This is a genomic window from Mycobacterium florentinum, from assembly GCF_010730355.1.
Classification (GTDB): Bacteria; Actinomycetota; Actinomycetes; order Mycobacteriales; family Mycobacteriaceae; genus Mycobacterium; species Mycobacterium florentinum.
Window position 1 is genome coordinate 620,451 of the sequence record NZ_AP022576.1, and the last position, 22,550, is coordinate 643,000.

General features: G+C 66.4%; 16 protein-coding genes, 1 pseudogene and 1 riboswitch. Of the genes and pseudogenes, 13 read left to right on the top strand and 4 right to left on the bottom strand.

The window, feature by feature from the left end:
* Window positions 1–14: 14 nt before the first annotated feature.
* From gndA to G6N55_RS03125, 13 genes are all read left to right on the top strand, one after another.
* The gene (gndA, locus tag G6N55_RS03065; protein WP_085224308.1) at window positions 15–1,481 is read left to right on the top strand and encodes an NADP-dependent phosphogluconate dehydrogenase; all 1,467 of its coding nucleotides are present in this window, start codon (window positions 15–17) and stop codon (window positions 1,479–1,481) included.
* A gap of 50 nt (window positions 1,482–1,531) precedes the next feature.
* Window positions 1,532–2,968, top strand: a complete 1,437-nt coding sequence (locus G6N55_RS03070; RefSeq protein WP_085224306.1) for a GuaB1 family IMP dehydrogenase-related protein — start codon at window positions 1,532–1,534, stop codon at window positions 2,966–2,968.
* 216 nt (window positions 2,969–3,184) lie between these two features.
* The gene (locus G6N55_RS03075) at window positions 3,185–4,555 is read left to right on the top strand and encodes a hemolysin family protein (protein WP_085224304.1); all 1,371 of its coding nucleotides are present in this window, start codon (window positions 3,185–3,187) and stop codon (window positions 4,553–4,555) included.
* Window positions 4,552–5,592: a hemolysin family protein gene (locus G6N55_RS03080; protein ID WP_085224302.1), complete on the top strand. Its 1,041-nt coding sequence runs from the start codon at window positions 4,552–4,554 to the stop codon at window positions 5,590–5,592. The genes G6N55_RS03075 and G6N55_RS03080 overlap by 4 nt, the downstream gene beginning before the upstream one ends.
* A gap of 295 nt (window positions 5,593–5,887) precedes the next feature.
* A complete protein-coding gene (locus tag G6N55_RS03085) occupies window positions 5,888–8,074 on the top strand; it encodes a malate synthase G (RefSeq protein ID WP_085224300.1) in 2,187 nt (728 codons plus the stop codon).
* A 93-nt stretch (window positions 8,075–8,167) separates the two neighbouring features.
* On the top strand, window positions 8,168–10,291 hold the full coding sequence (locus G6N55_RS03090; protein WP_085224298.1) for a substrate-binding domain-containing protein: 2,124 nt from the start codon (window positions 8,168–8,170) through the stop codon (window positions 10,289–10,291).
* Window positions 10,292–10,399: 108 nt separating this feature from the next.
* Window positions 10,400–10,756, top strand: a complete 357-nt coding sequence (locus tag G6N55_RS03095) for a MarR family winged helix-turn-helix transcriptional regulator (RefSeq protein ID WP_085224296.1) — start codon at window positions 10,400–10,402, stop codon at window positions 10,754–10,756.
* Between the two features lie 148 nt (window positions 10,757–10,904).
* The gene (locus tag G6N55_RS03100) at window positions 10,905–11,126 is read left to right on the top strand and encodes a cysteine hydrolase family protein (RefSeq protein ID WP_085224294.1); all 222 of its coding nucleotides are present in this window, start codon (window positions 10,905–10,907) and stop codon (window positions 11,124–11,126) included.
* The gene (locus G6N55_RS03105; protein ID WP_085224292.1) at window positions 11,123–12,016 is read left to right on the top strand and encodes a helix-turn-helix transcriptional regulator; all 894 of its coding nucleotides are present in this window, start codon (window positions 11,123–11,125) and stop codon (window positions 12,014–12,016) included. Before G6N55_RS03100 ends, G6N55_RS03105 begins: the two co-directional genes overlap by 4 nt.
* Before the next feature lie 354 nt (window positions 12,017–12,370).
* Window positions 12,371–13,231 (top strand): alpha/beta fold hydrolase, encoded by an 861-nt coding sequence (locus G6N55_RS03110; protein WP_085224290.1) that lies wholly within the window; start codon window positions 12,371–12,373, stop codon window positions 13,229–13,231.
* Between the two features lie 149 nt (window positions 13,232–13,380).
* A complete protein-coding gene (locus G6N55_RS03115; protein WP_085224288.1) occupies window positions 13,381–14,094 on the top strand; it encodes an SDR family oxidoreductase in 714 nt (237 codons plus the stop codon).
* Entirely contained in the window at window positions 14,087–15,598 is a 1,512-nt protein-coding gene (locus G6N55_RS03120) for a flavin-containing monooxygenase (RefSeq protein WP_085224287.1), read from the top strand. Before G6N55_RS03115 ends, G6N55_RS03120 begins: the two co-directional genes overlap by 8 nt.
* Before the next feature lie 79 nt (window positions 15,599–15,677).
* Window positions 15,678–16,550: a haloalkane dehalogenase gene (locus G6N55_RS03125; protein ID WP_085224285.1), complete on the top strand. Its 873-nt coding sequence runs from the start codon at window positions 15,678–15,680 to the stop codon at window positions 16,548–16,550.
* 13 nt (window positions 16,551–16,563) lie between these two features.
* Here the strand turns inward: G6N55_RS03125 and G6N55_RS03130 are convergent.
* The 4 genes and pseudogenes from G6N55_RS03130 to G6N55_RS03150 all read right to left on the bottom strand — a co-directional run bounded on the left by G6N55_RS03130 (window position 16,564) and on the right by G6N55_RS03150 (window position 22,519).
* Window positions 16,564–17,809, bottom strand: a pseudogene (locus tag G6N55_RS03130) (DUF222 domain-containing protein).
* A 113-nt stretch (window positions 17,810–17,922) separates the two neighbouring features.
* The gene (gcvP, locus tag G6N55_RS03140; RefSeq protein ID WP_085224283.1) at window positions 17,923–20,748 is read right to left on the bottom strand and encodes an aminomethyl-transferring glycine dehydrogenase; all 2,826 of its coding nucleotides are present in this window, start codon (window positions 20,746–20,748) and stop codon (window positions 17,923–17,925) included.
* Window positions 20,749–20,905: 157 nt separating this feature from the next.
* A riboswitch (glycine riboswitch) is annotated at window positions 20,906–21,003 on the bottom strand.
* Between the two features lie 84 nt (window positions 21,004–21,087).
* Entirely contained in the window at window positions 21,088–21,714 is a 627-nt protein-coding gene (locus G6N55_RS03145; RefSeq protein ID WP_085224282.1) for a MerR family transcriptional regulator, read from the bottom strand.
* A 310-nt stretch (window positions 21,715–22,024) separates the two neighbouring features.
* Entirely contained in the window at window positions 22,025–22,519 is a 495-nt protein-coding gene (locus G6N55_RS03150; protein ID WP_036469133.1) for a bifunctional nuclease family protein, read from the bottom strand.
* Window positions 22,520–22,550 lie beyond the last annotated feature (31 nt).

Here is a 22,550-nt window from a genome sequence, read left to right on the forward strand (position 1 = left end):
AGAGGCGAAGACACATGAGTGCCCAGGATTCCAAGGATTCGAAGACTGGTATCGCGCAGATCGGCGTCACCGGGCTGGCAGTCATGGGCTCGAATCTCGCCCGCAACTTCGCCCACCACGGCTACACCGTGGCGCTGCACAACCGGTCGATCGCCAAGACGGATGCGCTGCTCGCCGAACACGGCGACGAGGGCAACTTCGTCCGCTCGGAGACCATCGCGGAATTCCTGGACGCGCTGGAGAAGCCCCGCCGGGTGATCATCATGGTCAAGGCCGGTGACCCCACCGACGCGGTGATCAACGAGCTCGCCGACGCCATGGAACCCGGCGACATCATCATCGACGGCGGCAACGCCCTCTACACCGACACCATCCGCCGCGAAAAGGCGATCCGTGAGCGCGGGCTGCACTTCGTCGGCGCCGGCATCTCCGGTGGCGAGGAAGGCGCGCTGAAGGGCCCGTCGATCATGCCCGGCGGTCCGGCCGAGTCCTACACGTCGCTGGGCCCGCTGCTCGAGGAGATCTCCGCCCACGTCGACGGCGTGCCGTGCTGCACCCACATCGGCCCCGACGGCGCCGGTCACTTCGTCAAAATGGTGCACAACGGCATCGAGTACTCGGACATGCAGCTGATCGGCGAGGCCTACCAGCTGCTGCGCGACGGCCTGGGCAAGACCGCCCCCGAGATCGCCGACGTCTTCGCCGAGTGGAACAAGGGCGACCTGGACAGCTACCTGATCGAGATCACCGCCGAGGTGCTCAAGCAGATCGACGCCAAGACCGGCAAGCCGCTGGTGGATCTCATCCTGGACGAGGCCGAGCAGAAGGGCACCGGCCGCTGGACGGTGAAATCCGCCCTCGACCTCGGCGTGCCGGTGACCGGTATCGCCGAGGCGGTGTTCGCCCGGGCGCTGTCGGGTTCGGTGGCCCAGCGCAAGGCCACCACCGGGCTGGCCTCCGGCGAGCTGGGCGCCAAGCCGACCGATGCCACACAGTTCACCGAGGATGTGCGGCGCGCCCTGTACGCATCGAAGATCATCGCCTACGCGCAAGGGTTCAACCAGATTCAGGCCGGCAGCATCGAGTACGACTGGAACATCACCCCCGGCGATATGGCCACCATCTGGCGCGGCGGCTGCATCATCCGGGCCAAATTCCTCAACCGCATCAAAGAGGCCTTCGACGAGAACGCCGACCTGCCGTCGCTGATCGTCGCGCCGTACTTCCGGGAGGCCATCGAGGCCTCGATCGACAGCTGGCGCCGGGTGGTGGTGACCGCCACGCAGCTGGGCATTCCGGTCCCCGGCTTCGCCTCGGCGCTGTCCTACTACGACGCGCTGCGCACCGAGCGGCTCCCCGCGGCGCTGACCCAGGGCCTGCGCGACTTCTTCGGCGCCCACACCTACGGGCGCATCGACGACGACCCGGACAAGCGCTTCCACACGCTGTGGAGCGCAGACCGCAGCGAAGTGCCGGCCTAGCGGACCAACTAAGGTTTCGGTCGACGGGTACCAAAGGGTGGGCGAGTGCGATGAAGTTCCTGAACGGCGACCGGCCCGGCTACGACCTGACCTACAACGACGTGTTCATCGTGCCGAACCGGTCCGATATCACGTCACGGTTCGACGTCGACCTGTCCACCCGCGACGGCTCGGGCACGACGATTCCGGTGGTCGTCGCCAACATGACGGCGGTGGCCGGGCGGCGGATGGCCGAGACGGTCGCGCGGCGCGGGGGGATCGTGATCCTGCCGCAGGATCTCCCGATCACCGCGGTCCAGCAGACCGTGGAGTTCGTCAAAAGCCGAGACTTGGCGCTCGACACCCCGGTCACGTTGTCCCCCGACGATTCGGTGTCCGACGCGATCGCGCTGATCCACAAGAGGGCGCACGGCGCCGCGGTGGTGGTGTTCGAGGGCCGCCCCATCGGCCTGGTCACCGAAGCGGCCTGCGACGGCGTGGACCGTTTCACCCGGGTTCGCGATGTGGCCGTATCCGACTTCGTCAGCGCCCCACTGGGCACCGAGCCGCGCAAGATCTTCGACCTGCTCGATCACGCGCCGGTCGAGGTCGCCGTCATCACCGCCGCCGACGGCAAGCTGGCCGGCGTCCTGACCCGGACGGGCGCGGTGCGCGCCGGGCTCTACACCCCGGCCACCGACGCCGCGGGCCGGCTGCGCGTCGGCGCGGCCGTCGGCATCAGCGGCGATGCGGGCGCCAAGGCCCGTTCGCTGGCCGAGGCCGGTGTCGACATGCTCGTCATCGACACCGCGCACGGCCATCAGCAACGGATGCTGGACGCGATCAGATGCGTGGCGGAGCTCGAGTTGGGTCTGCCCCTGGCGGCGGGCAACGTCGTGTCGGCCGAGGGCACCCGGGACCTGCTGGGCGCCGGGGCCAACATCGTCAAGGTCGGCGTCGGGCCCGGCGCGATGTGCACCACCCGGATGATGACCGGCGTCGGGCGCCCACAATTCTCTGCCGTGCTCGAATGCTCCTCTGCGGCAAAGGAACTCGGCGGCCACGTGTGGGCCGACGGCGGGATCCGCCATCCGCGCGACGTCGCGCTGGCCTTGGTGGCCGGGGCGTCGAACGTCATGATCGGGTCGTGGTTCGCCGGCACCTACGAATCGCCCGGCGACCTGATGCGCGACCGCGACGACCGTCCGTACAAGGAGAGCTACGGCATGGCGTCCAAGCGGGCCGTGGTGGCCCGCACCGCCGCGGACAGCGCGTTCGACCGCGCCCGCAAGGCGTTGTTCGAGGAGGGCATTTCGAAGTCGAGGATGGGGCTGGACCCCGACCGTGGCGGCGTCGAGGACCTGATCGATCACATCACCTCGGGCCTGCGCAGCACCTGCACCTACGTCGGTGCCTCGACCCTGGCGGAATTGCACGAGCAAGCCGTCGTCGGTGTGCAGTCGGCCGCGGGCTTCGCCGAAGGCCACCCGCTTCCGCTGGGCTGGTAACACCGTTAGCGCGGGAAGGCACGTTGTACCGGAGCGGGCCAGATGTCTTCGCTACCATATGAATTTCTAGATCTTCTGGCCCGCAGCAACGCGCTGCGCGCCAACAAGCGAAAGGGATGACGTGCCTCAGGCACCCGTCGAGCCCGTCGGCTTCCGGGCGAAGCGGATACCCGCTCGGCCGTCTTCTCCCGAGCGATCGCGATAACCGCGCCCGCCATGAACCTCACCGTCGCCCTCGTCAGCGTCCTCGCCATCGCGTTACTCATCTTCGGCAACGCGGTATTCGTGGCGGCCGAGTTCTCGCTCACCGCGCTGGACCGCAGCACCGTCGAGGCCAACGCCCGCAAGGGAGGTCGGCGCGACCGCTACATCCAGCGCGCCCAGGACCGGCTGTCGTTCCAGCTGTCGGGCGCGCAGCTGGGCATCTCGATCACCACACTGGTGACCGGTTATCTGACCGAGCCGATGGTCGCCGACCTGCCGCACCCGTGGCTGGACGCCCTGGGTATCTCGGATTCGTTGGGCGACGGGATCACCGCGTTCATGGTGATGGTGATCGTCACCTCGGTGTCGATGGTCTTCGGCGAGCTGGTCCCGAAGTATCTGGCCGTGGCGCGGCCGCTGTCGACCGGGCGCGCCGTCGCCGGTTTTCAGCTGATGTTCTCGCTGGTGTTCACCCCGGTGATCCGGCTCACCAACGGCGCGGCGAACTGGATCGTGCGCAAGATGGGCATCGAGCCGGCCGAGGAGCTGCGGTCGGCGCGCTCACCGCAGGAGCTGCTCTCGCTGGTGCGCAGCTCGGCCCGCGCCGGCGCCCTGGATCCCGCCACCGCCGCGCTGGTGCGGCGATCGCTGCAGTTCGGCTCCCGCACGGCCGAGGAACTGATGACGCCGAGATCGAAAATCGTGGCGCTGCAAACCGACGACACCGTTGCGGACCTGGTCGCCGCCGCCGCTGAATCCGGGTTCTCCCGCTTCCCCATCGTCGACGGCGATCTCGACGAAACCGTCGGCATCGTGCACGTCAAGCAGGTGTTCAACGTCCCACGAGCGGAGCGCGCGGGGACGCTGCTGACCACGCTCGTGCAGTCGGTGCCGGTGGTGCCGTCGACCCTGGACGGCGACGCCGTGATGGCAGAGATCCGCGCCAACCCGCTGCAGACCGCGATGGTGGTCGACGAATACGGCGGCACCGCGGGGATCGTGACGGTCGAGGACTTGATCGAAGAGATCGTCGGCGACGTCCGCGATGAACACGACGACGCCACACCGGACGTGGTGGCGGCCGGCAACGGCTGGCAGGTATCGGGGTTGCTGCGTACCGATGAGGTGGCCGCGGCCATCGGCTACCGGGCCCCGGAAGGACCGTACGAGACCATCGGTGGCTTGGTGCTGCGCGAACTCGGCCACATCCCGGTGGTCGGCGAAACCGTCGAGCTGACCGCACTCGACGGAGATGGCTTGCTGGACAGCGCAATTCGCTGGCAGGCGACGGTTGTTCGGATGGACGGCCGCCGGATCGATCTGCTCGAGCTGACCGAACTGAGCACGCGCAGCGAGACCCACGCGGAGCACGGCCAACGATGAACGACACACTCGGAGTGCTGCTGGCGCTCCTGCTGATCGCGACGAACGCCTTCTTCGTCGGCGCGGAGTTCTCGCTGATCTCGGCCCGGCGCGATCGCCTGGAAGCATTGGCCGAACAGGGCAAGAAGCGAGCGGTCACCGTGATCCGTGCCGGCGAGCAGCTCGCCTCGATGCTGGCCGGCTCGCAGCTCGGCGTCACGGTGGCCTCGCTGCTGCTCGGGCGCATCGGTGAGTCGGCGGTCGCCAACCTGCTGCATTCGGCGTTCGGGCTGACCGGGATACCCCTGGCATTGCGGCACACGTTGTCGTTCGTGATCGCACTCGCGTTGGTGGTGACGCTGCACGTGCTGCTGGGCGAGATGGTGCCGAAGAACATCGCGCTGGCCGGCCCGGAGCGCACCGCGATGCTGCTGGTGCCCCCCTACCTGGCGTACGTGCGGGTGGCCCGGCCGTTCATCGTCTTCTACAACAAATGTGCCAATGCGGTCCTGCATCTGCTGCGGGTGGAACCCAAGGACGAGCTCGACATCACGGTGTCGCCGGACGAGCTGAGCGCGATGATCGCCGAATCGGTGTCCGAGGGCCTGCTGGACCCCGAGGAACACACCCGGCTGACCCGGGCGTTGCAGATCGGCAGCCGCGTCGTCGGCGATGTGGCCGTATCGCTGTCCGACGTGCGGGCGGTGCCGGTGGCGGCGCCGGGATCCGGGCCGACGATCGGCGACGTCGAGAGCGCCCTGGCGCAGACCGGGTACTCACGCTTCCCCGTCGCGGCCGCCGACGGCAGGTTCATCGGATACCTGCACATCAAGGACATGTTGACGCTCGGCGACGACCCGCAGACCGTCATCGACCTCGCGTTGGTGCGCCCGCTGCCGCGGGTGAGCATCACCTTGCCGCTGGCCGACGCCCTGTCGCGGATGCGTCGCACCAACAGCCATCTGGCCCTGGTCACCGACGGGCGCGGCGTCGTGGCGATGGTGGCGATGGAGGACCTGATGGAGGACCTGGTCGGCAGCATGCGCGACGCGCAGTGAGACCGTCCGCCGGGCCGCCCACCCAAGAGGGCCTGGTCCAGCCCGTATGATTGAACGGCGCCAGTCCGGGATGGGGCGAAGGGGCAGGGTGCGGCGGCGGAGCACGCGTTGCCAGAAGGCGCTCCCCAGGGCCCGTCGGGAAGCCCACGGCAAGGACCGTCAACCGCACCGTGACCTGCTGTTGCGGCTTGGACGCATGCGATCGTTCGGGCCGTCGGCCGGTAGGCTGACGGCGTAGCTAGTTGGGGCCAGTCGGGAGCGAGTGGGACCAATGAGGCAACTATGGAGGAGAAAGATGACTGACCGCGTGTCGGCGGGGAATTTGCGTGTTGCCCGAGTGCTCTACGACTTCGTGAACAACGAGGCGCTGCCCGGCACGGATATCGACCCCGACAGCTTCTGGGCCGGTGTCGACAAGGTGGTCACCGATCTCACCCCGCAGAACCAGAGTTTGCTGAAGACCCGCGATGAGCTGCAGGCCCAGATCGACAAGTGGCACCGGCAGCGGGTCATCGAGCCGCTCGACCCCGAGGCCTACCGCCAGTTCCTCACCGACATCGGGTATTTACTTCCCGAACCCGACGACTTCACCATCACCACGTCCGGGGTGGACGACGAAATCACCACCACCGCCGGCCCCCAGCTGGTGGTCCCGGTGCTCAACGCGCGTTTCGCGCTGAATGCGGCCAATGCCCGGTGGGGTTCGCTGTACGACGCCCTATACGGTACCGACGTCATCCCCGAAGACGACGGCGCCGAAAAAGGCAACAGCTACAACAGGATTCGCGGCGACAAGGTGATCGCCTACGCCCGCAGCTTCCTCGACCAGGCGGCGCCGCTGGCGTCGGGCTCGTGGGTGGACGTGACGGGCTTGAGCATCGAAGACGGCCAGCTGCGGATCGCCCTCGGGGCGGAGTCCACCGAGCTGGCCAGCCCGGAGAAATTCGTCGGCTACAGCGGCGAGCTCGGCTCCCCCAACTGGTCGGTGCTGCTGGTCAACCACGGGCTGCACATCGAGATCCTGATCGACCCGGAGTCGCCGGTCGGCAAGACCGACGCGGCCGGCATCAAGGACGTGGTCCTGGAATCCGCGATCACCACGATCATGGACTTCGAGGACTCGGTCGCGGCCGTCGACGCCGACGACAAGGTGCTGGGCTACCGCAACTGGCTGGGCCTGAACAAGGGCGACCTGGCCGAAGAGGTCAGCAAGGACGGCAAGAGCGTCACCCGGGTACTCAACCAGGACCGCACCTACGCCACCCCGGATGGCGGCGAGCTGACCCTGCCCGGGCGCAGCCTACTCTTCGTCCGCAATGTCGGGCACCTGATGACCAACGACGCGATCGTCGACGCGGAGGGCAACGAGGTGTTCGAGGGCATCATGGATGCGCTGTTCACCGGTCTGACCGCGATTCACGGGCTGCGGTCCGGCGGCGCCACTGGGCCGCTGACCAACAGCCGCACCGGTTCGATCTACATCGTCAAGCCGAAGATGCACGGCCCCGCCGAGGTGGCGTTCACCTGCGAGTTGTTCAGCCGCGTCGAGGACGTGCTGGGGCTGCCGCAGGGCACGATGAAGGTCGGCATCATGGACGAGGAGCGGCGCACCACGCTGAACCTCAAGGCGTGTATCAAGGCGGCCGCCGACCGGGTGGTGTTCATTAACACCGGCTTCCTGGACCGCACCGGCGACGAGATTCACACCTCGATGGAGGCCGGTCCGATGATCCGCAAGGGTGCGATGAAGAACACCACCTGGATCAAGGCCTACGAGGACGCCAACGTCGACATCGGGCTTGCCGCCGGTTTCTCCGGCAAGGCCCAGATCGGCAAGGGCATGTGGGCGATGACCGAGCTGATGGCCGACATGGTCGAGCAGAAGATCGGCCAGCCGAAGGCCGGCGCCACCACGGCATGGGTGCCCTCCCCGACGGCGGCCACCCTGCACGCGATGCACTACCACCAGGTGGATGTGTTCGCCGTGCAGAAGGAGCTCGAGGGCAAGAAGCGCACCACGATCGACGAGCTGTTGACCGTCCCGCTGGCCAAGGAGCTGGCTTGGGCTCCCGAGGAGATCCGCGAGGAGGTCGACAACAACTGCCAGTCCATCCTGGGCTACGTGGTGCGCTGGATCGACGAGGGTGTGGGCTGCTCGAAGGTGCCCGACATCCACAACGTGGCCCTGATGGAGGACCGTGCCACGCTACGGATCTCCAGCCAGTTGCTGGCGAACTGGCTGCGCCACGGCATCATCACCAGCGAGGATGTCCGCGCCAGCCTGGAGCGGATGGCCCCGCTGGTCGATCAGCAGAATGCCGGCGACGCGAAATATCGCCCGATGGCGCCCAACTTCGACGACAGCATCGCGTTCCTGGCCGCCCAGGAGCTGATCCTGTCCGGTGCGCAACAGCCCAGCGGCTACACCGAGCCGATCCTGCATCGACGACGGCGTGAGCTCAAAGCCCGCGCCAGTGCCTGATTCGGGCTCAACCCGCGGCAATGCTTCTGATGACTAGACTCGGCGCCGATTCCACCACGATGACGGATCGACGGAAAGGCAGCGGGCGCCGGTATGGGTAGGCACAGCATGCCCGGGAAGTCGGCCGACGAGCCTTCCGACGGGTCCGCGACGCCCAAGTTCACCGCCCGCGACCTCGTTTCCCGCTACCAGGAGGAGCGGGATAAGCCGGATCCGCGCGACATCGACGAGGACGACGACTACGGCGACTACTCGGACTCCGGTGACGACACCGGCGGTGGTGAGCCGCAGCTCGCGGACGACGACGAGTACGCCGACGACGAGTACGCCGACGAGGCCTTCCCCGCCGCCGAGGACGACTACGCCGCCGACACCCGTTTCGCGGAAGACGACGAATACCCCGACTTTCCGGCCCGGCCGGACAGTTCCGGGCCGGCGGAGCCCAAGCCCGGACTCTTCGAGTCCGGCCACCGCGTCCTGGGCGATTGGCGGGGCGGGCACCGCAGCACCGGCGGGCGACGGGGAGTCAGCATCGGGGTGATCGTGGCCCTGGTCGCGGTCATCGTGGTGGTCGGCACCGTCATCCTGTGGAGTTTCTTCGGCGACGCGTTGTCGCATCGCTCGCACACGGCCGCGGCGCGCTGCGTCGGCGGCAAGGAAACCGTCGCCGTCGTTGTCGACCCGTCAATCGTCGACCAGGTGCGGCCGTTCGCGGAAAGCTATAACTCCTCGGCCGGCCCGGTCGGTGACCACTGCATGGTGGTGGACATCAAACCCGCCGGCTCCGACGCCGTCATCGCCGGTTTCATCGGCAAGTGGCCGGCGGAATTGGGTTCCCAGCCGGCGCTGTGGATTCCGGGCAGCTCGGTGTCTGCCGCGCGACTGTCGGCGGCCGCCGGCCAGAAGACGATCAGCGACAGCCGCTCACTGGTGACGTCGCCGGTGCTGCTCGCCGTTCGGCCCGAACTGCAGCAGGCCCTGTCCAACCAAAACTGGGGTGCACTGCCCGGCCTGCAAACCAATCCAAACTCCTTGGCGGGATTGAAGTTACCGACCTGGGGATCGCTACGACTGGCCTTGCCGATGAGTGGGAACAGCGACGCGTCCTATCTGGCGGGCGAAGCGGTGGCGGCCGCGTCGGCTCCTCCCGGCGCGCCGGCCACGCAGGGCGTCGCCGCGCTGCGGTCATTGACGAGCGCCCAACCCAAACTGGCCGATAACTCGCTGACAGAGGCGATGAACGCGCTGCTCAAACCCGGTGACGCGGCAACCGCCCCGGTGCATGCGGTGATCACCACCGAGCAACAGGTGTTCGAGCGCGGCCAGTCGGTGCCGGACGCCAAGAGCACGTTGGCTACCTGGCTCCCGCAGGGGCCGACACCGGTCGCCGACTACCCCACGGTGCTGCTCAGTGGCTCGTGGCTGTCGAAGGAACAAGCATCGGCGGCAAGCGAGTTCGCGCATTTCATGCGCAAGCCCGAACAACTCGCGAAGCTGGCCAAAGCCGGCTTCCGGGTGAACGGTGTCAAACCGCCGAGCAGCCCGGTGACGAGTTTCGCGGCCCTGTCGTCCACGCTTTCGGTGGGCGACGATGCCATGCGCGCCACCCTGGCCGATGCCATGTCCGCGCCGTCGAGTGGACTGGCGGCGACGATCATGCTGGACCAGTCGATGCCCGGCGATGAAGGCGGAAAGACCCGGCTGGCCAACGTGATCGCGGCGCTGCAAGACCGGATCAAGGCACTGCCGCCGACCGCGATTCTGGGACTGTGGACGTTCGACGGCCACGAGGGCCGCTCTGAGGTCGCAACGGGCCCCCTGGCCGACCCGGTCAACGGCCAGCCCCGCCCGGCGGCCCTGGCTGCCGCGCTGGACAAGCAATATTCGTCGCCCGGCGGCGCGGTGTCGTTCACCACGCTGCGCATGATCTACCAGGACATGCAGACGAATTACCGTGCCGGACAATCGAATTCGATTCTACTGGTCACGGCAGGGCCGCACACGGACCAATCCCTGGACGGGCCGGGCCTGCAGAATTTCATTCGCACTAGCGCTGATGCGGCCAAACCGATCGCCGTCAACGTCATCGACTTCGGCGCCGACCCGGACCGGGCCACGTGGGAAGCCGTCGCCCAGCTCAGCGGCGGCAGCTACCAGAACCTGGCGACATCGGCGTCGCCCGACCTGGCCACGGCGATCAGCACATTTTTGAGCTGAAGCAGCGAGTCTGCGAGCCACTGCACCGCCCATGCATCAAGCTAACTGATACGGCGCGGCTCGCGGGCCCGACGGTCTGACGGAGGAGGGCGGTAATGAACGGCGAGGGTGGTCGAGGCGGTGCTGGCGTATCTGAGTCCCGAGGGTGTTCGGGCGACTGACCTGGCACGACTCTCCGGCCACGTCAAACAAGTGATCGGCGCGATGATCGACGACCTCGAAACCCTGGGCTATGTCGTACGCACGCCGGATCCGCTCGACCGCCGAGCCAAGCTCGTGGTCCCCACCGCTCGTGGCCGCCGGCAGATGGATGCCGCCGACGCGATCATGGCCGACATCATGAAACGCCATTCACGCAATCTCGGCGCCGCCAACTTCCATCGGTTCCTGGCCGATTTTCGGGCGGTCATCGATCATCAGCGCGCGGCGGTGACGGACGACGAGTCCCAAAAGCCGCAGAGCTAGCCCAGATCCGCGCAATCATTCGGTGCCCGACCGCGATTTGCTGGACAGATAGTAATTCACAAATATAGTCAGGAATAGTAACTAATAGCCCCGGCGTTCAACCAATCAAGATGCTCGGGTGTGGGGCATCGGAACGCAAGGGAGCAACATGCTTGGGACGAGATTTACTCGCGACAACACGGCCGTGCTGCTGACCGATCATCAGGTGGGGCTGTTCACCGGGCGCGACCACCCGATCATCGCAGGCCTGTCATTCGAGGTATGCGCATCGCTGCCCGCAATAAGCATGCGGGACAACGGCTTTCACCCGGCAGTCGCGGTGGACGGATGCGGCACTTTTTCGCATCACAAGCGGGTAGCGGTCCAATGAACGAATCCGCGGCGATCGAACGCCGATCCGAGCTGGTCGACGGCGGCGGGTCACCTTCCGGCCCAGCCACTGTCGGGTCCGGTGGCGGGCGGGTGCCCAAGGCCCCGGCGCTGGCCCAATTTCTGCGTAACCGTCGTGAACAACTGCAACCGATCGACGTGGGACTGCCCAGCGGAGGACGCCGTCGCGTCGTCGGACTGCGCCGCGAGGAAGTTGCGGCACTGGCCGGCGTCAGCGTCGACTACTACCTGCGCATCGAGCAGGGCCGCGAGAAGAGTCCCTCGGATCAGGTCTTGGACGGTATCGCGCGGGCATTGAAGCTCGACGACGGCGACGCCGCCTACCTGCGGGACCTGGTGCGGCAGCCGCGGTCCGGAAAAAGCTGCCTGAAAGATCTTGAGCCGGAGATTCATTCGCTGATCAACAGTTGGCCGCTTACACCGGTGCACATTCACGATTGCTCACTGAATTTGGTGGCGGCCAATCCCATTGCGCGCGCTGTTTTTCCGTATATGGAGCTTGGGGACAATCCGCTGCTATCGCTTTTTCTGGACCCCGTGATGCCGAAGTTCTATCGGAACTGGGATAAATTGACGACCCGGGCGGTGTCCTGGCTTCGCGTTTACGTGGTGCGCAATCCGGACCCGGGTTTGACCGTGGTGATCGAGGAACTCCTCAGACGAGTCGCACGATTTCGGATGCTGTGGTCGCGCCCCGATGTCACGCACGACAACAGCGGGAAAAAGAAACTGATGCATCCTCAGGTCGGGCCATTAACGCTGCACTTCCAACATATGACACTCGAGCCGAGCGGGCATGTACTCGTTCCCTTCTGGGCGCAACCGGGATCGTCTTCCGATCGCGCGTTGCGGCAGCTCGCCGGGGCGTAAGCGCGAGTTGCCTGGGGGGTGTCGCGTACCCACGAACATTTCGGCCTGTGCAGATACATGCAACCGGCCGACGATTGGCAAAGAGGATACAAACAAGCGCAGGGCAAAACGGCGTTGCGCCAACGGAATCGAGGACATGGTGACAACGCCGAACGTCATCCTCGATCCGTTTGCCGGAGGCTCCATAGGTGGTCTCTTCGGCACGTATCGTCGGGCCTATGGGGGAAGAATCCGTCGATTACGACGGGAAATACGACTAGTGCGCGTTAACAGGCGCGTTCGAATCCCGTTGCAAGACAGACTGGTTCTCGGCGCCGAGCCCCACGCAAAGCACTAGTTTCGAGGAGTACTCGCATGCAATCAATCAAGTCGATCAATGTCAACGGCCGCCGTACTCGCGTCCGGATCGAGGGCGACGCAGACCGGCTTCCAATCCTGTTGCTGCACGGCGTCAGTCGCAGCTTGGAGGATTGGGAGACGCAGTTCTTGCCGCTGCGGCAGGCCGGCTATCGGGTCATTGCTCTTGACTTACCGGGTTCCGGTTTTTCCGACCGCCTTCCCGCCTGGACCACGCTGCCCGGACTCGCGCAGGGCGTCATCGAAACGGTCGATGCGATTGGCGAGACCAGGCCTCTGCACGTAATGGGCCATTCGCTGGGCGGTGCGGTCGCACTGCAGTTGTTGGCCTCCGATCCCGACCGGGTAGCCACGCTGAATCTGGTCAGCAGCGCAGGATTCGGTGCCCCATTGCATCCCATGCTGCGGTTGATGTCCGTGCCGGTCATCGGCCCCGCAGCGGCCCGGCACACCAACCGGGCCACCGTTCGGATGCTTGAGCGACAAATCTACGCCGACCGATCGTTGGCGACCGCCGAGCGCATCGATCGCGCGTTGGGGTTCGCACGGCAGCCCGACAACGGCGAGGTCGTGCACGAGACGGCTCGCGCGCTAGCCACCATCCGGGGCGTCCGAGTGCAATGGCGAGATGGGTTGCTGGCCAAGGTGTCCGAACATCCTCGTCCGACTCTGGCCGTCTGGGGCGATCGCGATCGCATCTTGCCCGGGCGGCAGATGGACGCGACGCGGCGGTTGCTTCCACACGCCCGGGTGCATCTCTTCCGGGCGGTCGGCCACGCGCCGCATGTGGAAGCCGCCGACAGGTTCACCGAATTGACCCTCGATTTCCTTCGTTCGCAGCCCGCAGTGTCCGCATGACCTCGATCACCGAATAACCACCGATAAGGGAAAACCATGGGCATGCTCGACGGCAAGGTCGCCTTCATCACCGGCGTCGCTCTTCCGGTCGACGCGGGATTCGCGGTCAAATAACCGGAGGGCACACGCATATTGGCTGAGGAGGCGATGTGACGAAACGGACGGCGCTGGTGACCGGCGCCACCGGCGGTATCGGAGCGGCGGTCTGCGATCAGTTGCGTGCCGCCGGCGTGACGGTGCGCACGATGGACGTCGAGGGCTCCGCCGACGTCATCGTGGACTTGTCCGCCGATCCGATTCCGGACGAGGCGACCCAGGACGTCGACATCTGCGTGTCCGTCGCCGGCCTCGTCGACACGTTCGCCCCGGCGCATTCGATGTCGGCGAAGAAGTGGTCACGCGATATCGATGTGAATCTCACCGGATCGTTTCGCGTCATCCAGGCCTGCCTGCCGGGGATGCGGGAACGGCGTTTTGGGCGCATCATCGCGATCTCGAGCATGGCGGCTCAACTAGGGTCGCCGGGCAAGGTTGCCTACGCGGCGTCCAAAGCCGGCCTGTACGGGATGATCCGAACAATCGCGATCGAGAACTGCTCACTGGGCATCACCGCCAATTGCGTGCTGCCCGGCATGATCGCCACTCCGAAGGTGCTGGCATTGCCCGAGGCCGACCAGGAGCGCATCCGGGCCGCGTTGCTCAGTGGACGATTCGGCCGCCCGGACGAGGTCGCCGATCTGGTCGCCTTCCTCGCGCGCGATGCCTCCGGTTACATCACCGCCCAGGAGATCGGCATTGACGGCGGGCTGCAGCTGCACTCGCTCTTTGTCGGTCCCACCCGGTCCGCACGCGCCGATGGTTGACGCGCGTGTTGCGCCGCTCGACGTGGTGATCATCGGTGCCGGTATCAGTGGGCTCTGCGTCGCCCATCGGTTGCAGCGGGCCGGCTTTTCCTACCGAGTCCTCGAGCAGGCGCACGACATCGGCGGAACCTGGCGCGACAACACCTATCCCGGATGTGGATGCGACATCCCCGCGCCGCTGTACTCGTTTTCGTTTGCCCAACGCGCCAATTGGTCGCGGCTGTTCGCATCTCAGCCCGAAATCCTGGAGTACCTGCACGAGGTCGCCGGGCAGCGCGGCGTGACACAGCACATCGATTTCGACACCAGGGTGGTCTCGGCGCGCTGGGGAGAATCCCGGCAGTCCTGGACGGTCGAGACCTCGTCGGGAACCGTGCTGGAATGCCGTTATCTGGTTTCGGCGACAGGGTTGCTTCACCGCCCCCGCTATCCCGACATCGCCGGGCGAACGACATTCGCCGGCAACGCGTTTCACTCCGCAAGATGGGACGATTCGGTCCCGTTGCGGGGCAAGCGCGTCGCGGTGATCGGCAGTGGTGCCAGCGCCATCCAATTCGTGCCTCGCATCGCACCGGATGTCAAGCAGCTCACCCTTTTTCAGCGCACCCCGGGCTGGATCGTGCCGAAAGCGGATCGGACGTTCTCGTGTCGCCAACAGCAGTTGCGCAAGTTCGCACCGTACCGGTGGTACACCAGGGCGCGGCTGTTCTGGAGCCACGAGCGAAGGGTCGACGGCTTCCTCGACGCGTCCGCCGGGATGGCCGTCGCCGAGCGTCTGGCGCGAACGATGTTGCAGCGTACGATCACTGATCCACAGTTACGGGCCGCGCTCACGCCGGATTACGCGATCGGCTGCAAACGCCTGCTGATATCGAACGATTACTATCCGGCGCTGAGCCGCGACAATGTCACCGTGGTGAGCTCGCCGATCGCGGAGATCACCAGCGACCAGGTGAAGACCGCGGACGGGCAGTCGAGCGGCGCCGACGTCGTCATCTATGCGACCGGGTTCGACACCCAGTTCGCATTCTCCGACATCGAGATCGTGGGGCGCGATGGCGAACGACTGTCCGATCGCTGGCAGCAGGGGTCCTCGGCCTACCTGGGCACCACCGTGTCGGGGTTTCCGAACTATTTCGTCATGCTCGGCCCCAATTCCGGGCTGGGACACAACTCGCAGATCTTCATGATCGAAGCCCAGACGCGATACGTCCTGAGCTGCCTCAAGACGGCCCGGCGCCGGAAACTTGGCGTCCTAACCGTTCGGCCGACGGTCGAGCAGACGTTCAACGACTGGCTGCAGGGACGCCTCGCCCATTCGGTCTGGCAGGGGGGAGGATGTCGCAGCTGGTACCAGCATCCTGCCACCGGCAAAAACACCGCACTTTGGCCTTCTTCGGCAATTACGTTCTGGCGCATGGCATATCGAGTGCGGCTGTCGGACTATCACACCAGGCCCCGCATCGATTGCCACCGTGCCACCCTATTCACCGGCAGCAGGTGAACCAGCTCCCTCCCATTGCCTATCGCGACCGACCCACCGCGGGCATACCATCATGAGCATTGGCGCAGGAGGGTCGGTTATGGGTCAGGAGTTCAAACCGGATTTCACCCCGGATCCACGGTTGTATCCGTTCGGATCGCGCTGGTTCGACAGCTCGCGGGGACGCGTCCACTACGTCGACGAAGGAACCGGCCCGCCGCTGCTACTGTGCCACGGCAACCCGACATGGAGCTTCCTTTATCGCGACGTCATCACCGCCCTACGCGGTCAATTCCGTTGCATTGCACCGGATTATCTGGGTTTCGGGCTGTCGGATCGCCCGGCCGGATTCGGGTACAAGATCGACGAGCATGCCCAGGTGATCGGCGAGTTCGTGGATCATTTGGGGTTGGACGGCTACCTGACGATGGGCCAGGACTGGGGCGGACCGATCAGCATGGCGGTCGCGGTCGAACGCGCCGAGCGGGTCCGCGGCATCGTGTTGGGCAACACCTGGTTCTGGCCGGTCGACGTGCTGACGACCAAGATCTTCTCGCGCGTGATGTCCAGTCCCCCAATGCAAAAGGCGATACTGCAGCGCAACTTCTTCGTGGAGCGACTGATCCCCGCGGGCACGGCGCGACGGCCCGGGACCGCGGTGATGGACCACTACCGGGGCGTTCAGCCCAGCCCGGCCGCCCGCCTCGGGGTGGCCGAGATGCCCAAGCAGCTCTTGGCGGCTCGTCCGCTGCTGGAACGGCTGAGCCGCGAAGTCCCGGCCAAGCTCGGCGCTAAGCCGACGCTGCTGGTGTGGGGCATGAAAGACTTCGCGTTTCGGCCCGGTCCGAGCATCCCGCGGATGCGGGCGACTTTTTCCGATCACGTCCTGGTCGAGCTGCCCGCGGCCAAGCACTTCATCCAGGAGGATGCGCCCGACGAGATCGCCACGGCGATCATCAGGTGCTTCGGCTGAACGGCCTGGAAACCTAGGCGGCATGCTTGGCCAGTGCGATGCCGACTCGCACTTCGATGGCACTGAACGTGATCGTGGGTGCCCGCGGCGGGGCCGTTGACCGGTAGGTCTGGCCCGTGGGTGTGGTGAATTCTGCTGTGTGGGAGCGGGTTTCGTCGATACCGGTGGTTACCCGCCAGTCGTCGGCCTCCTTGGTGTAGTTGCACCGCTCGCACGAGCCGAGGCCGTTGGCCGCGGTGGTAGGTCCGCCTTCGGCCCATGGCTGCGCATGATCGCGATGTCGGATCGGCGCATCGCAATAGGGTGTGCGACAACGTTGGTCCCGCAGCTCGGCAAAGCTGGCCAGACCGCGCGGGAAGAGCCGCGCCCGTGACTCCATCGCCACCAGCGCCCCGGAACGGGGATGGGCATAGAGCCTGCGCAACGTTGCCCGGGACGTCGGGTCGGTGACGGCACTAGAGACCATTGCGCGGGCCACCGCTGCCGGAATGGGACCGTAGCCGCAGATATCCGCCGGCGTGGTGCCCCCGCCCAGCAGTGTTTCGTCCGAAAGGACGAGGTTGACCGCTATCGGCGTGGGGACGGCCGTGTCGCGCCCGGTGACCCTCTCGACGAGGGTATCCGCCATGATTTGTCCACGCGAGCGTCCGTCGCCGCGCATGTCGGCTTCGCGGCGCAGCGCCGCGCGTATACCGAAACTCCCTGGGCTACCGGTAATAACGCGGTCAGATAGGTCATGGTGTCGGGTGCCGGCCGGATGGTGACGGTAGGTTCGCTCTCGGCCCTGGCGGCGCGCTCGACGACGGCATGTGGGTCCAGCCGGTAGGCGATCGCCTTGGCCGCGGCGGCCACTCGCGCATCACCCATTCCGGTCAGGCCGACCGGATCGGCGCACAGCTCGGCATCCAATGTGCGACGGTCTTCGACGTCCAGGCACGCGCTCTCGCGCACGATCAGCGTGGCCCGCCATTCCGACAGTGCGCCGGATTCGAGTGCCGCCAGGGTATGAGGCATCTCGTGCACCAGGGCTTTGGCGACGCCAAGATGTCGCGCGCCCCGGGCGGGCGAGTCCCGTCGGGCCTGTGCGATCTCGCCGGCCACCCCGCGCCCGCGCTGTGCCGCGGGCATCCCGGCAGCCGCCTCGGCGGCTCGGCGTGCCGCGTCCAGGGCGGCCGCCGCTCGAGCCTGGCCGCCGCTGCGGCGGATTTGAGTCGCTCCAGCTCGGCGATGCGCTCGATCAGCGCCGCTTGACGGGCCATCGAAGCGCCTTCCGCTTGCTCAATGTCGAACATGTGTTCGAGCATAGCGCGCGGCACCGACATTAATTCGGTTCAGGCGACCGCAGGGCTCGCGCCTGCCTGCCAAGGGCGTCCTAGGCGTACGACTCGATCGGTGGGCACGAACACACCAGATTGCGGTCGCCGTAAGCCCCGTCGATGCGCCGCACCGGCGGCCACACCTTGGGCCGGAAATCCTTGCCGAGCGGGTAGGCGGCCTGCTCCCGCGTGTACGGGTGTTCCCAGTCCGCGACCAGCAGGCACTCGGCGGTGTGCGGTGCGCCGCGCAGCGGGTTGTCGTCGGCGGGCCACTCCCCTGAGCCCACCCGATCGATCTCGGCGCGGATGGCGATCATGGCGTCGCAGAACGCGTCGATCTCGTTGAGATCCTCGCTCTCGGTGGGTTCCACCATCAGCGTGCCGGCCACCGGGAAGCTCATGGTCGGCGCATGAAAACCGTAGTCCGCCAACCTCTTTGCCACATCGTCGACGGTCACGCCGGTCGACTTGGTGATGCCGCGCAGGTCCAGGATGCATTCGTGGGCGACCATGCCGTTCTCGCCGGTGTAGAGCACCGGGAAGTACTCGTCGAGCCGACGCGCGATGTAGTTGGCCGAGGCGATCGCGGTCAGCGATGCCGCCCGCAGCCCGTCGGCGCCCATCATCCGGATGTAGGCCCAGCTGATCGGCAGGATCGAGGCGGAGCCGTACGGCGCCGACGACACCGGGTGTCCCCCGGGCAGTTCGGGTGCGTGCGGGTGACCCGGCAGGAACGGTGCCAGGTGCGAACGCGCGGCGACCGGACCCACGCCCGGGCCGCCGCCACCGTGCGGGATGCAGAACGTCTTGTGCAAATTCAGGTGGCTCACGTCGCCGCCGAACTTGCCCGGCCGGGCCAGGCCGACCAGCGCGTTGAGGTTGGCGCCGTCGACGTAGACCTGCCCGCCGGCGTCGTGCACGGCCGCGCAGATCTCGGCGATGTCGTGTTCGTACACCCCGTGCGTGGACGGGTAGGTGATCATCAGCGCCGCCAGCCGCTCGGCATGCTCGCGGATCTTGGCGCGCAGATCGTCGAGATTGACGTCGCCGTTTTCCTGGCAGCCCACCACGACCACCCGCATTCCGGCCAGCGCGGCCGACGCCGCGTTGGTGCCGTGCGCGCTGGACGGAATCAGGCAGACGTCGCGGTGCGGTTCACCACGGCTGGCGTGATAGCCGTGGATCGCCAGCAGGCCGGCGTACTCACCCTGCGATCCGGCGTTCGGTTGCAGTGAGACCGCGTCATAACCGGTGATGTGCACCAGCCAGGTCTCCAGATCGCTGATCAGCCGGCGTATCCCCGGGGTGTCGGCGGCCGGAGCGAACGGGTGCAGCCGGGAGAACTCCGGCCAGGTGATCGCTTCCATCTCGGCTGCGGCGTTGAGCTTCATCGTGCACGAGCCGAGCGGAATCATGCTGCGGTCCAAGGCGATGTCCTTGTCCGCCAAGGTGCGCAGATAGCGCATCATCGCCGTCTCGGTCCGGTACTGCGTAAAGGCGGGGTGGGTGAGGAATTCCGATGTGCGCGTGGCGATATCGGTGCCGGACGGATCGGCGGGTGGCACCCCGAAAGCTTCCAGGACCGTGGCCACGTGACCGTCGGTGGTGACCTCGTCGCAGGACACCGACACATGGTCTGCGTCGACGCGCCACAGGTTCACTCCCCTGGCCTTCGCCTTGGCCAGCACTTCATCCGCGCGTCCCGGCACCCGGGCCAGCACCGTGTCGAAGTACGTGTCGTGCACCAGCGTCTCGCCCAGGGCGGCGGCGATGGATTGAGCGCGGCCATGCACCCGGCGGGCGATCGCGGTCAGTCCGTCGGCGCCGTGGTAGCTGGCGTACATCGCGGCCATCACGGCCAGCAGTACCTGCGCGGTACAGATGTTGCTGGTCGCCTTGTCGCGGCGGATGTGCTGCTCGCGGGTCTGCAACGCCAGGCGATAGGCCGGTGAGCCGTCGGTGTCGACCGAGACGCCGACCAGCCGGCCCGGCAGCTGACGGGCCTGTGCGGCGTGCACCGCCAGGTACCCGGCGTGCGGACCGCCGAATCCCATTGGCACACCGAATCTTTGGGTGGTGCCGAAGGCGACGTCGGCACCGATGTCGCCCGGCGGGGTGATCAACGTACACGCCAGCAGGTCGGCGCCGATCGCGACGAGTGCGCCCCGTTCGTGGGCCTGCGCGACAAGCGCGGACCAATCCGTGATCCGGCCGCTGGCGCCGGGCAGTTGGGCGACGACGCCGAAGAAGTCGCCGTCGGGCAGGCCGTCACGCAGATCGGCGGTGACGATCTCGATGCCCAACGGCTGGGCGCGGGTGGCCAGCACGGCGGCGGTCTGCGCGAATATGTCGGCGTCCACGGCCAGCCGGTTGGCCGAACCGCGGGCGGCCCGGTGCATCAGCGTCATGGCCTCGGCGGCCGCGGTGCCCTCGTCGAGCATCGAGGCGTTGGCGATCTCGAGTCCGGTCAGATCGGTGACCATGGTCTGGAAGTTCAGCAGCGCCTCCAGCCGGCCCTGGCTGATCTCCGGCTGGTACGGCGTGTAGGCCGTGTACCAGGCGGGGTTCTCCAGGATGTTGCGCAGCAACACCGGCGGGGTGAAGGTGTCGTAGTAGCCCTGGCCGATCATCGACGCCGCGACCGTATTGCTGTCGGCCAGTGCTCGAAGTTCGGAGAGCGCCTCGGCCTCGCTGGCGGCCAGCGGTAGCGCGCTCAGACCCGGCGCCAGACCGTCGTCGGAAAGTTTGTCGAAAATGCCGGCCGGGACGGCTTTGGCGGCCAGCTCGTCGAGCGAGCGGACACCGATCACGTCGAGCATGGCCTCGACGGCCTGACTGTCCGGACCAATATGGCGGGCTGCAAAACTGGATTGGTCGACCACGGGGCACTCCTGACATCGGCAGAGGGACTATTGGCCCTCTCCCTCTGTCCTTACCCAGTCACGGGCGCCTGAGAGATTCGGCGCGTAGTCCCCCCGAGCGCCTTTCCCCATCGGCGGGTGTACCGCACAAGGCGGCACCGCTTTCCAGAGGCATCGTTACCTTGACGCGGTCCGGGTGCCTGAGAGGTTGACGGAGAGGTGTTGCTCCTTCGGCGTCCATGGCTGGCGGCCATAGAACTCTCCCGCGCGGGCGTGATGCAACGCTTAGTTTACCCGTGAGTGAAGCCCGGTACATGAAATAGCCCAACAATGCGTGTCGGGCTACCCAACAGTGGGTTACTAACCGATTTTGCGGTCGCGATGCTTGCGGCGCGAGGCCAGCTCGTCCTCGGGCGCGGCGATCGATTCGCCGCCGTCAGCGCGCTCACCTGGGAAGTCGGCGATTACGCCGGTCAGCTCCCGCATGGCGCCCGACACGGCGATACCGAACACGCCCTGGCCGCCCTGCAGCAGGTCGACGACCTCTTCGGCCGACGTGCACTCGTAAACGGTGGTGCCGTCGGAGAACAGGGTGATGTTGGCCAGGTCCTCGACGCCGCGCTGACGCAGATGGTCGACGGCGACGCGGATGTTGTGCAGCGAGATGCCGGTGTCCAGCAGCCGCTTGACGATCTTGAGAACCAGGATGTCCTTGAAGGAGTACAGGCGCTGGCTGCCGGATCCGGCCGCACTGCGAATCGACGGCACTACCAATGACGTGCGTGCCCAGTAGTCCAGCTGCCGGTAGGTGATTCCGGCGATCTGGCAGGCACTCGGCCCGCGGTAGCCGACCAGCTCGTCGGGCACCGAATCGTCAGGAAACAGACCGGGCTGCACGGGTCCGCTGGCCACGGTGACGCTCGGTTCACCGTTGGTCGCGGCACCTTCAGCAAGATCCAGCTGTTCTTGACGTGGCTGGTCGCTCACAGTGGTTCCCTCTCGCCGATCGCGCTCTAGTCACTAGCTGCGTCCACTGGCTGTCTTCACAGCCACGTTGGCTAAGGCCCGAGTGCTTGAGAGCTTACGCTGTTCAATCACTGTCGTGCCTTAACTCGTCCTCAAAGTATGGCCGCCATAAGGGCAAGGGGCGTGCTATCCATGTGGCGTGTCGAAATCACAGTGTCAGATGAGACGGATCCGTGATATCGACGCATCAGCTTAACTCCGCGCGGGCGATACTTCTGCCTCGCCGTTTCGTGAATGCGCGCGTTGCCGGCCGGCCGAAAACCTGCGCGGCCTAGGTCGCCTTGAAGTCGTCGGGTGACACGCTGTCGAGAAACTCTTTGAATTTCTCCACCTCGTCCTCGCGGACCGCGGTGTTGGATTCCTCGTCGCTCTCGTCGGGGATCAACAGACCCGCCTGCGCGAGGACGGCCTCCTCGACGTAGATCGGGACGCCGACCCGAAGCGCGATCGCCACCGAGTCCGAGGGGCGCGCCGACACGGTGATGTTGCGGTCGAAGACGAGGTCGGCGTAGAACGTGCCTTCCTGCAGATCCACGATCCGGACTTCTTTGAGCGAATGCCCAAGGGCGGCAATGAGATCGCGAATCAGATCATGAGTCAGCGGGCGGGGCGGCTCGACGCCTTGTTGTTCGAGCGCGATGGCGGCGGCTTCGGACTGTCCGATCCAAATCGGCAGGTAACGGTCACCGTTGGCCTCGCGCAGCAACAGCACCGGCTGGTTCTGCGGCTGCTCGACGCGAATGCCGACAACACGAACTTCACCCATTTGTGTCTGCCCTCCGCACATGCCGCCGTGT

Bases quoted from the DNA above. Each gene is read 5' to 3' on its own strand.
- gndA (WP_085224308.1), top strand. From the start codon at position 15: ATGAGTGCCCAGGATTCCAAGGATTCGAAGACTGGTATCGCGCAGATC.
- G6N55_RS03070 (WP_085224306.1), top strand. From the start codon at position 1,532: ATGAAGTTCCTGAACGGCGACCGGCCCGGCTACGACCTGACCTACAAC.
- G6N55_RS03075 (WP_085224304.1), top strand. From the start codon at position 3,185: ATGAACCTCACCGTCGCCCTCGTCAGCGTCCTCGCCATCGCGTTACTC.
- G6N55_RS03080 (WP_085224302.1), top strand. From the start codon at position 4,552: ATGAACGACACACTCGGAGTGCTGCTGGCGCTCCTGCTGATCGCGACG.
- G6N55_RS03085 (WP_085224300.1), top strand. From the start codon at position 5,888: ATGACTGACCGCGTGTCGGCGGGGAATTTGCGTGTTGCCCGAGTGCTC.
- G6N55_RS03090 (WP_085224298.1), top strand. From the start codon at position 8,168: ATGGGTAGGCACAGCATGCCCGGGAAGTCGGCCGACGAGCCTTCCGAC.
- G6N55_RS03100 (WP_085224294.1), top strand. From the start codon at position 10,905: ATGCTTGGGACGAGATTTACTCGCGACAACACGGCCGTGCTGCTGACC.
- G6N55_RS03105 (WP_085224292.1), top strand. From the start codon at position 11,123: ATGAACGAATCCGCGGCGATCGAACGCCGATCCGAGCTGGTCGACGGC.
- G6N55_RS03110 (WP_085224290.1), top strand. From the start codon at position 12,371: ATGCAATCAATCAAGTCGATCAATGTCAACGGCCGCCGTACTCGCGTC.
- G6N55_RS03120 (WP_085224287.1), top strand. From the start codon at position 14,087: ATGGTTGACGCGCGTGTTGCGCCGCTCGACGTGGTGATCATCGGTGCC.
- G6N55_RS03125 (WP_085224285.1), top strand. From the start codon at position 15,678: ATGGGTCAGGAGTTCAAACCGGATTTCACCCCGGATCCACGGTTGTAT.
- G6N55_RS03150 (WP_036469133.1), bottom strand. From the start codon at position 22,519: ATGGGTGAAGTTCGTGTTGTCGGCATTCGCGTCGAGCAGCCGCAGAAC.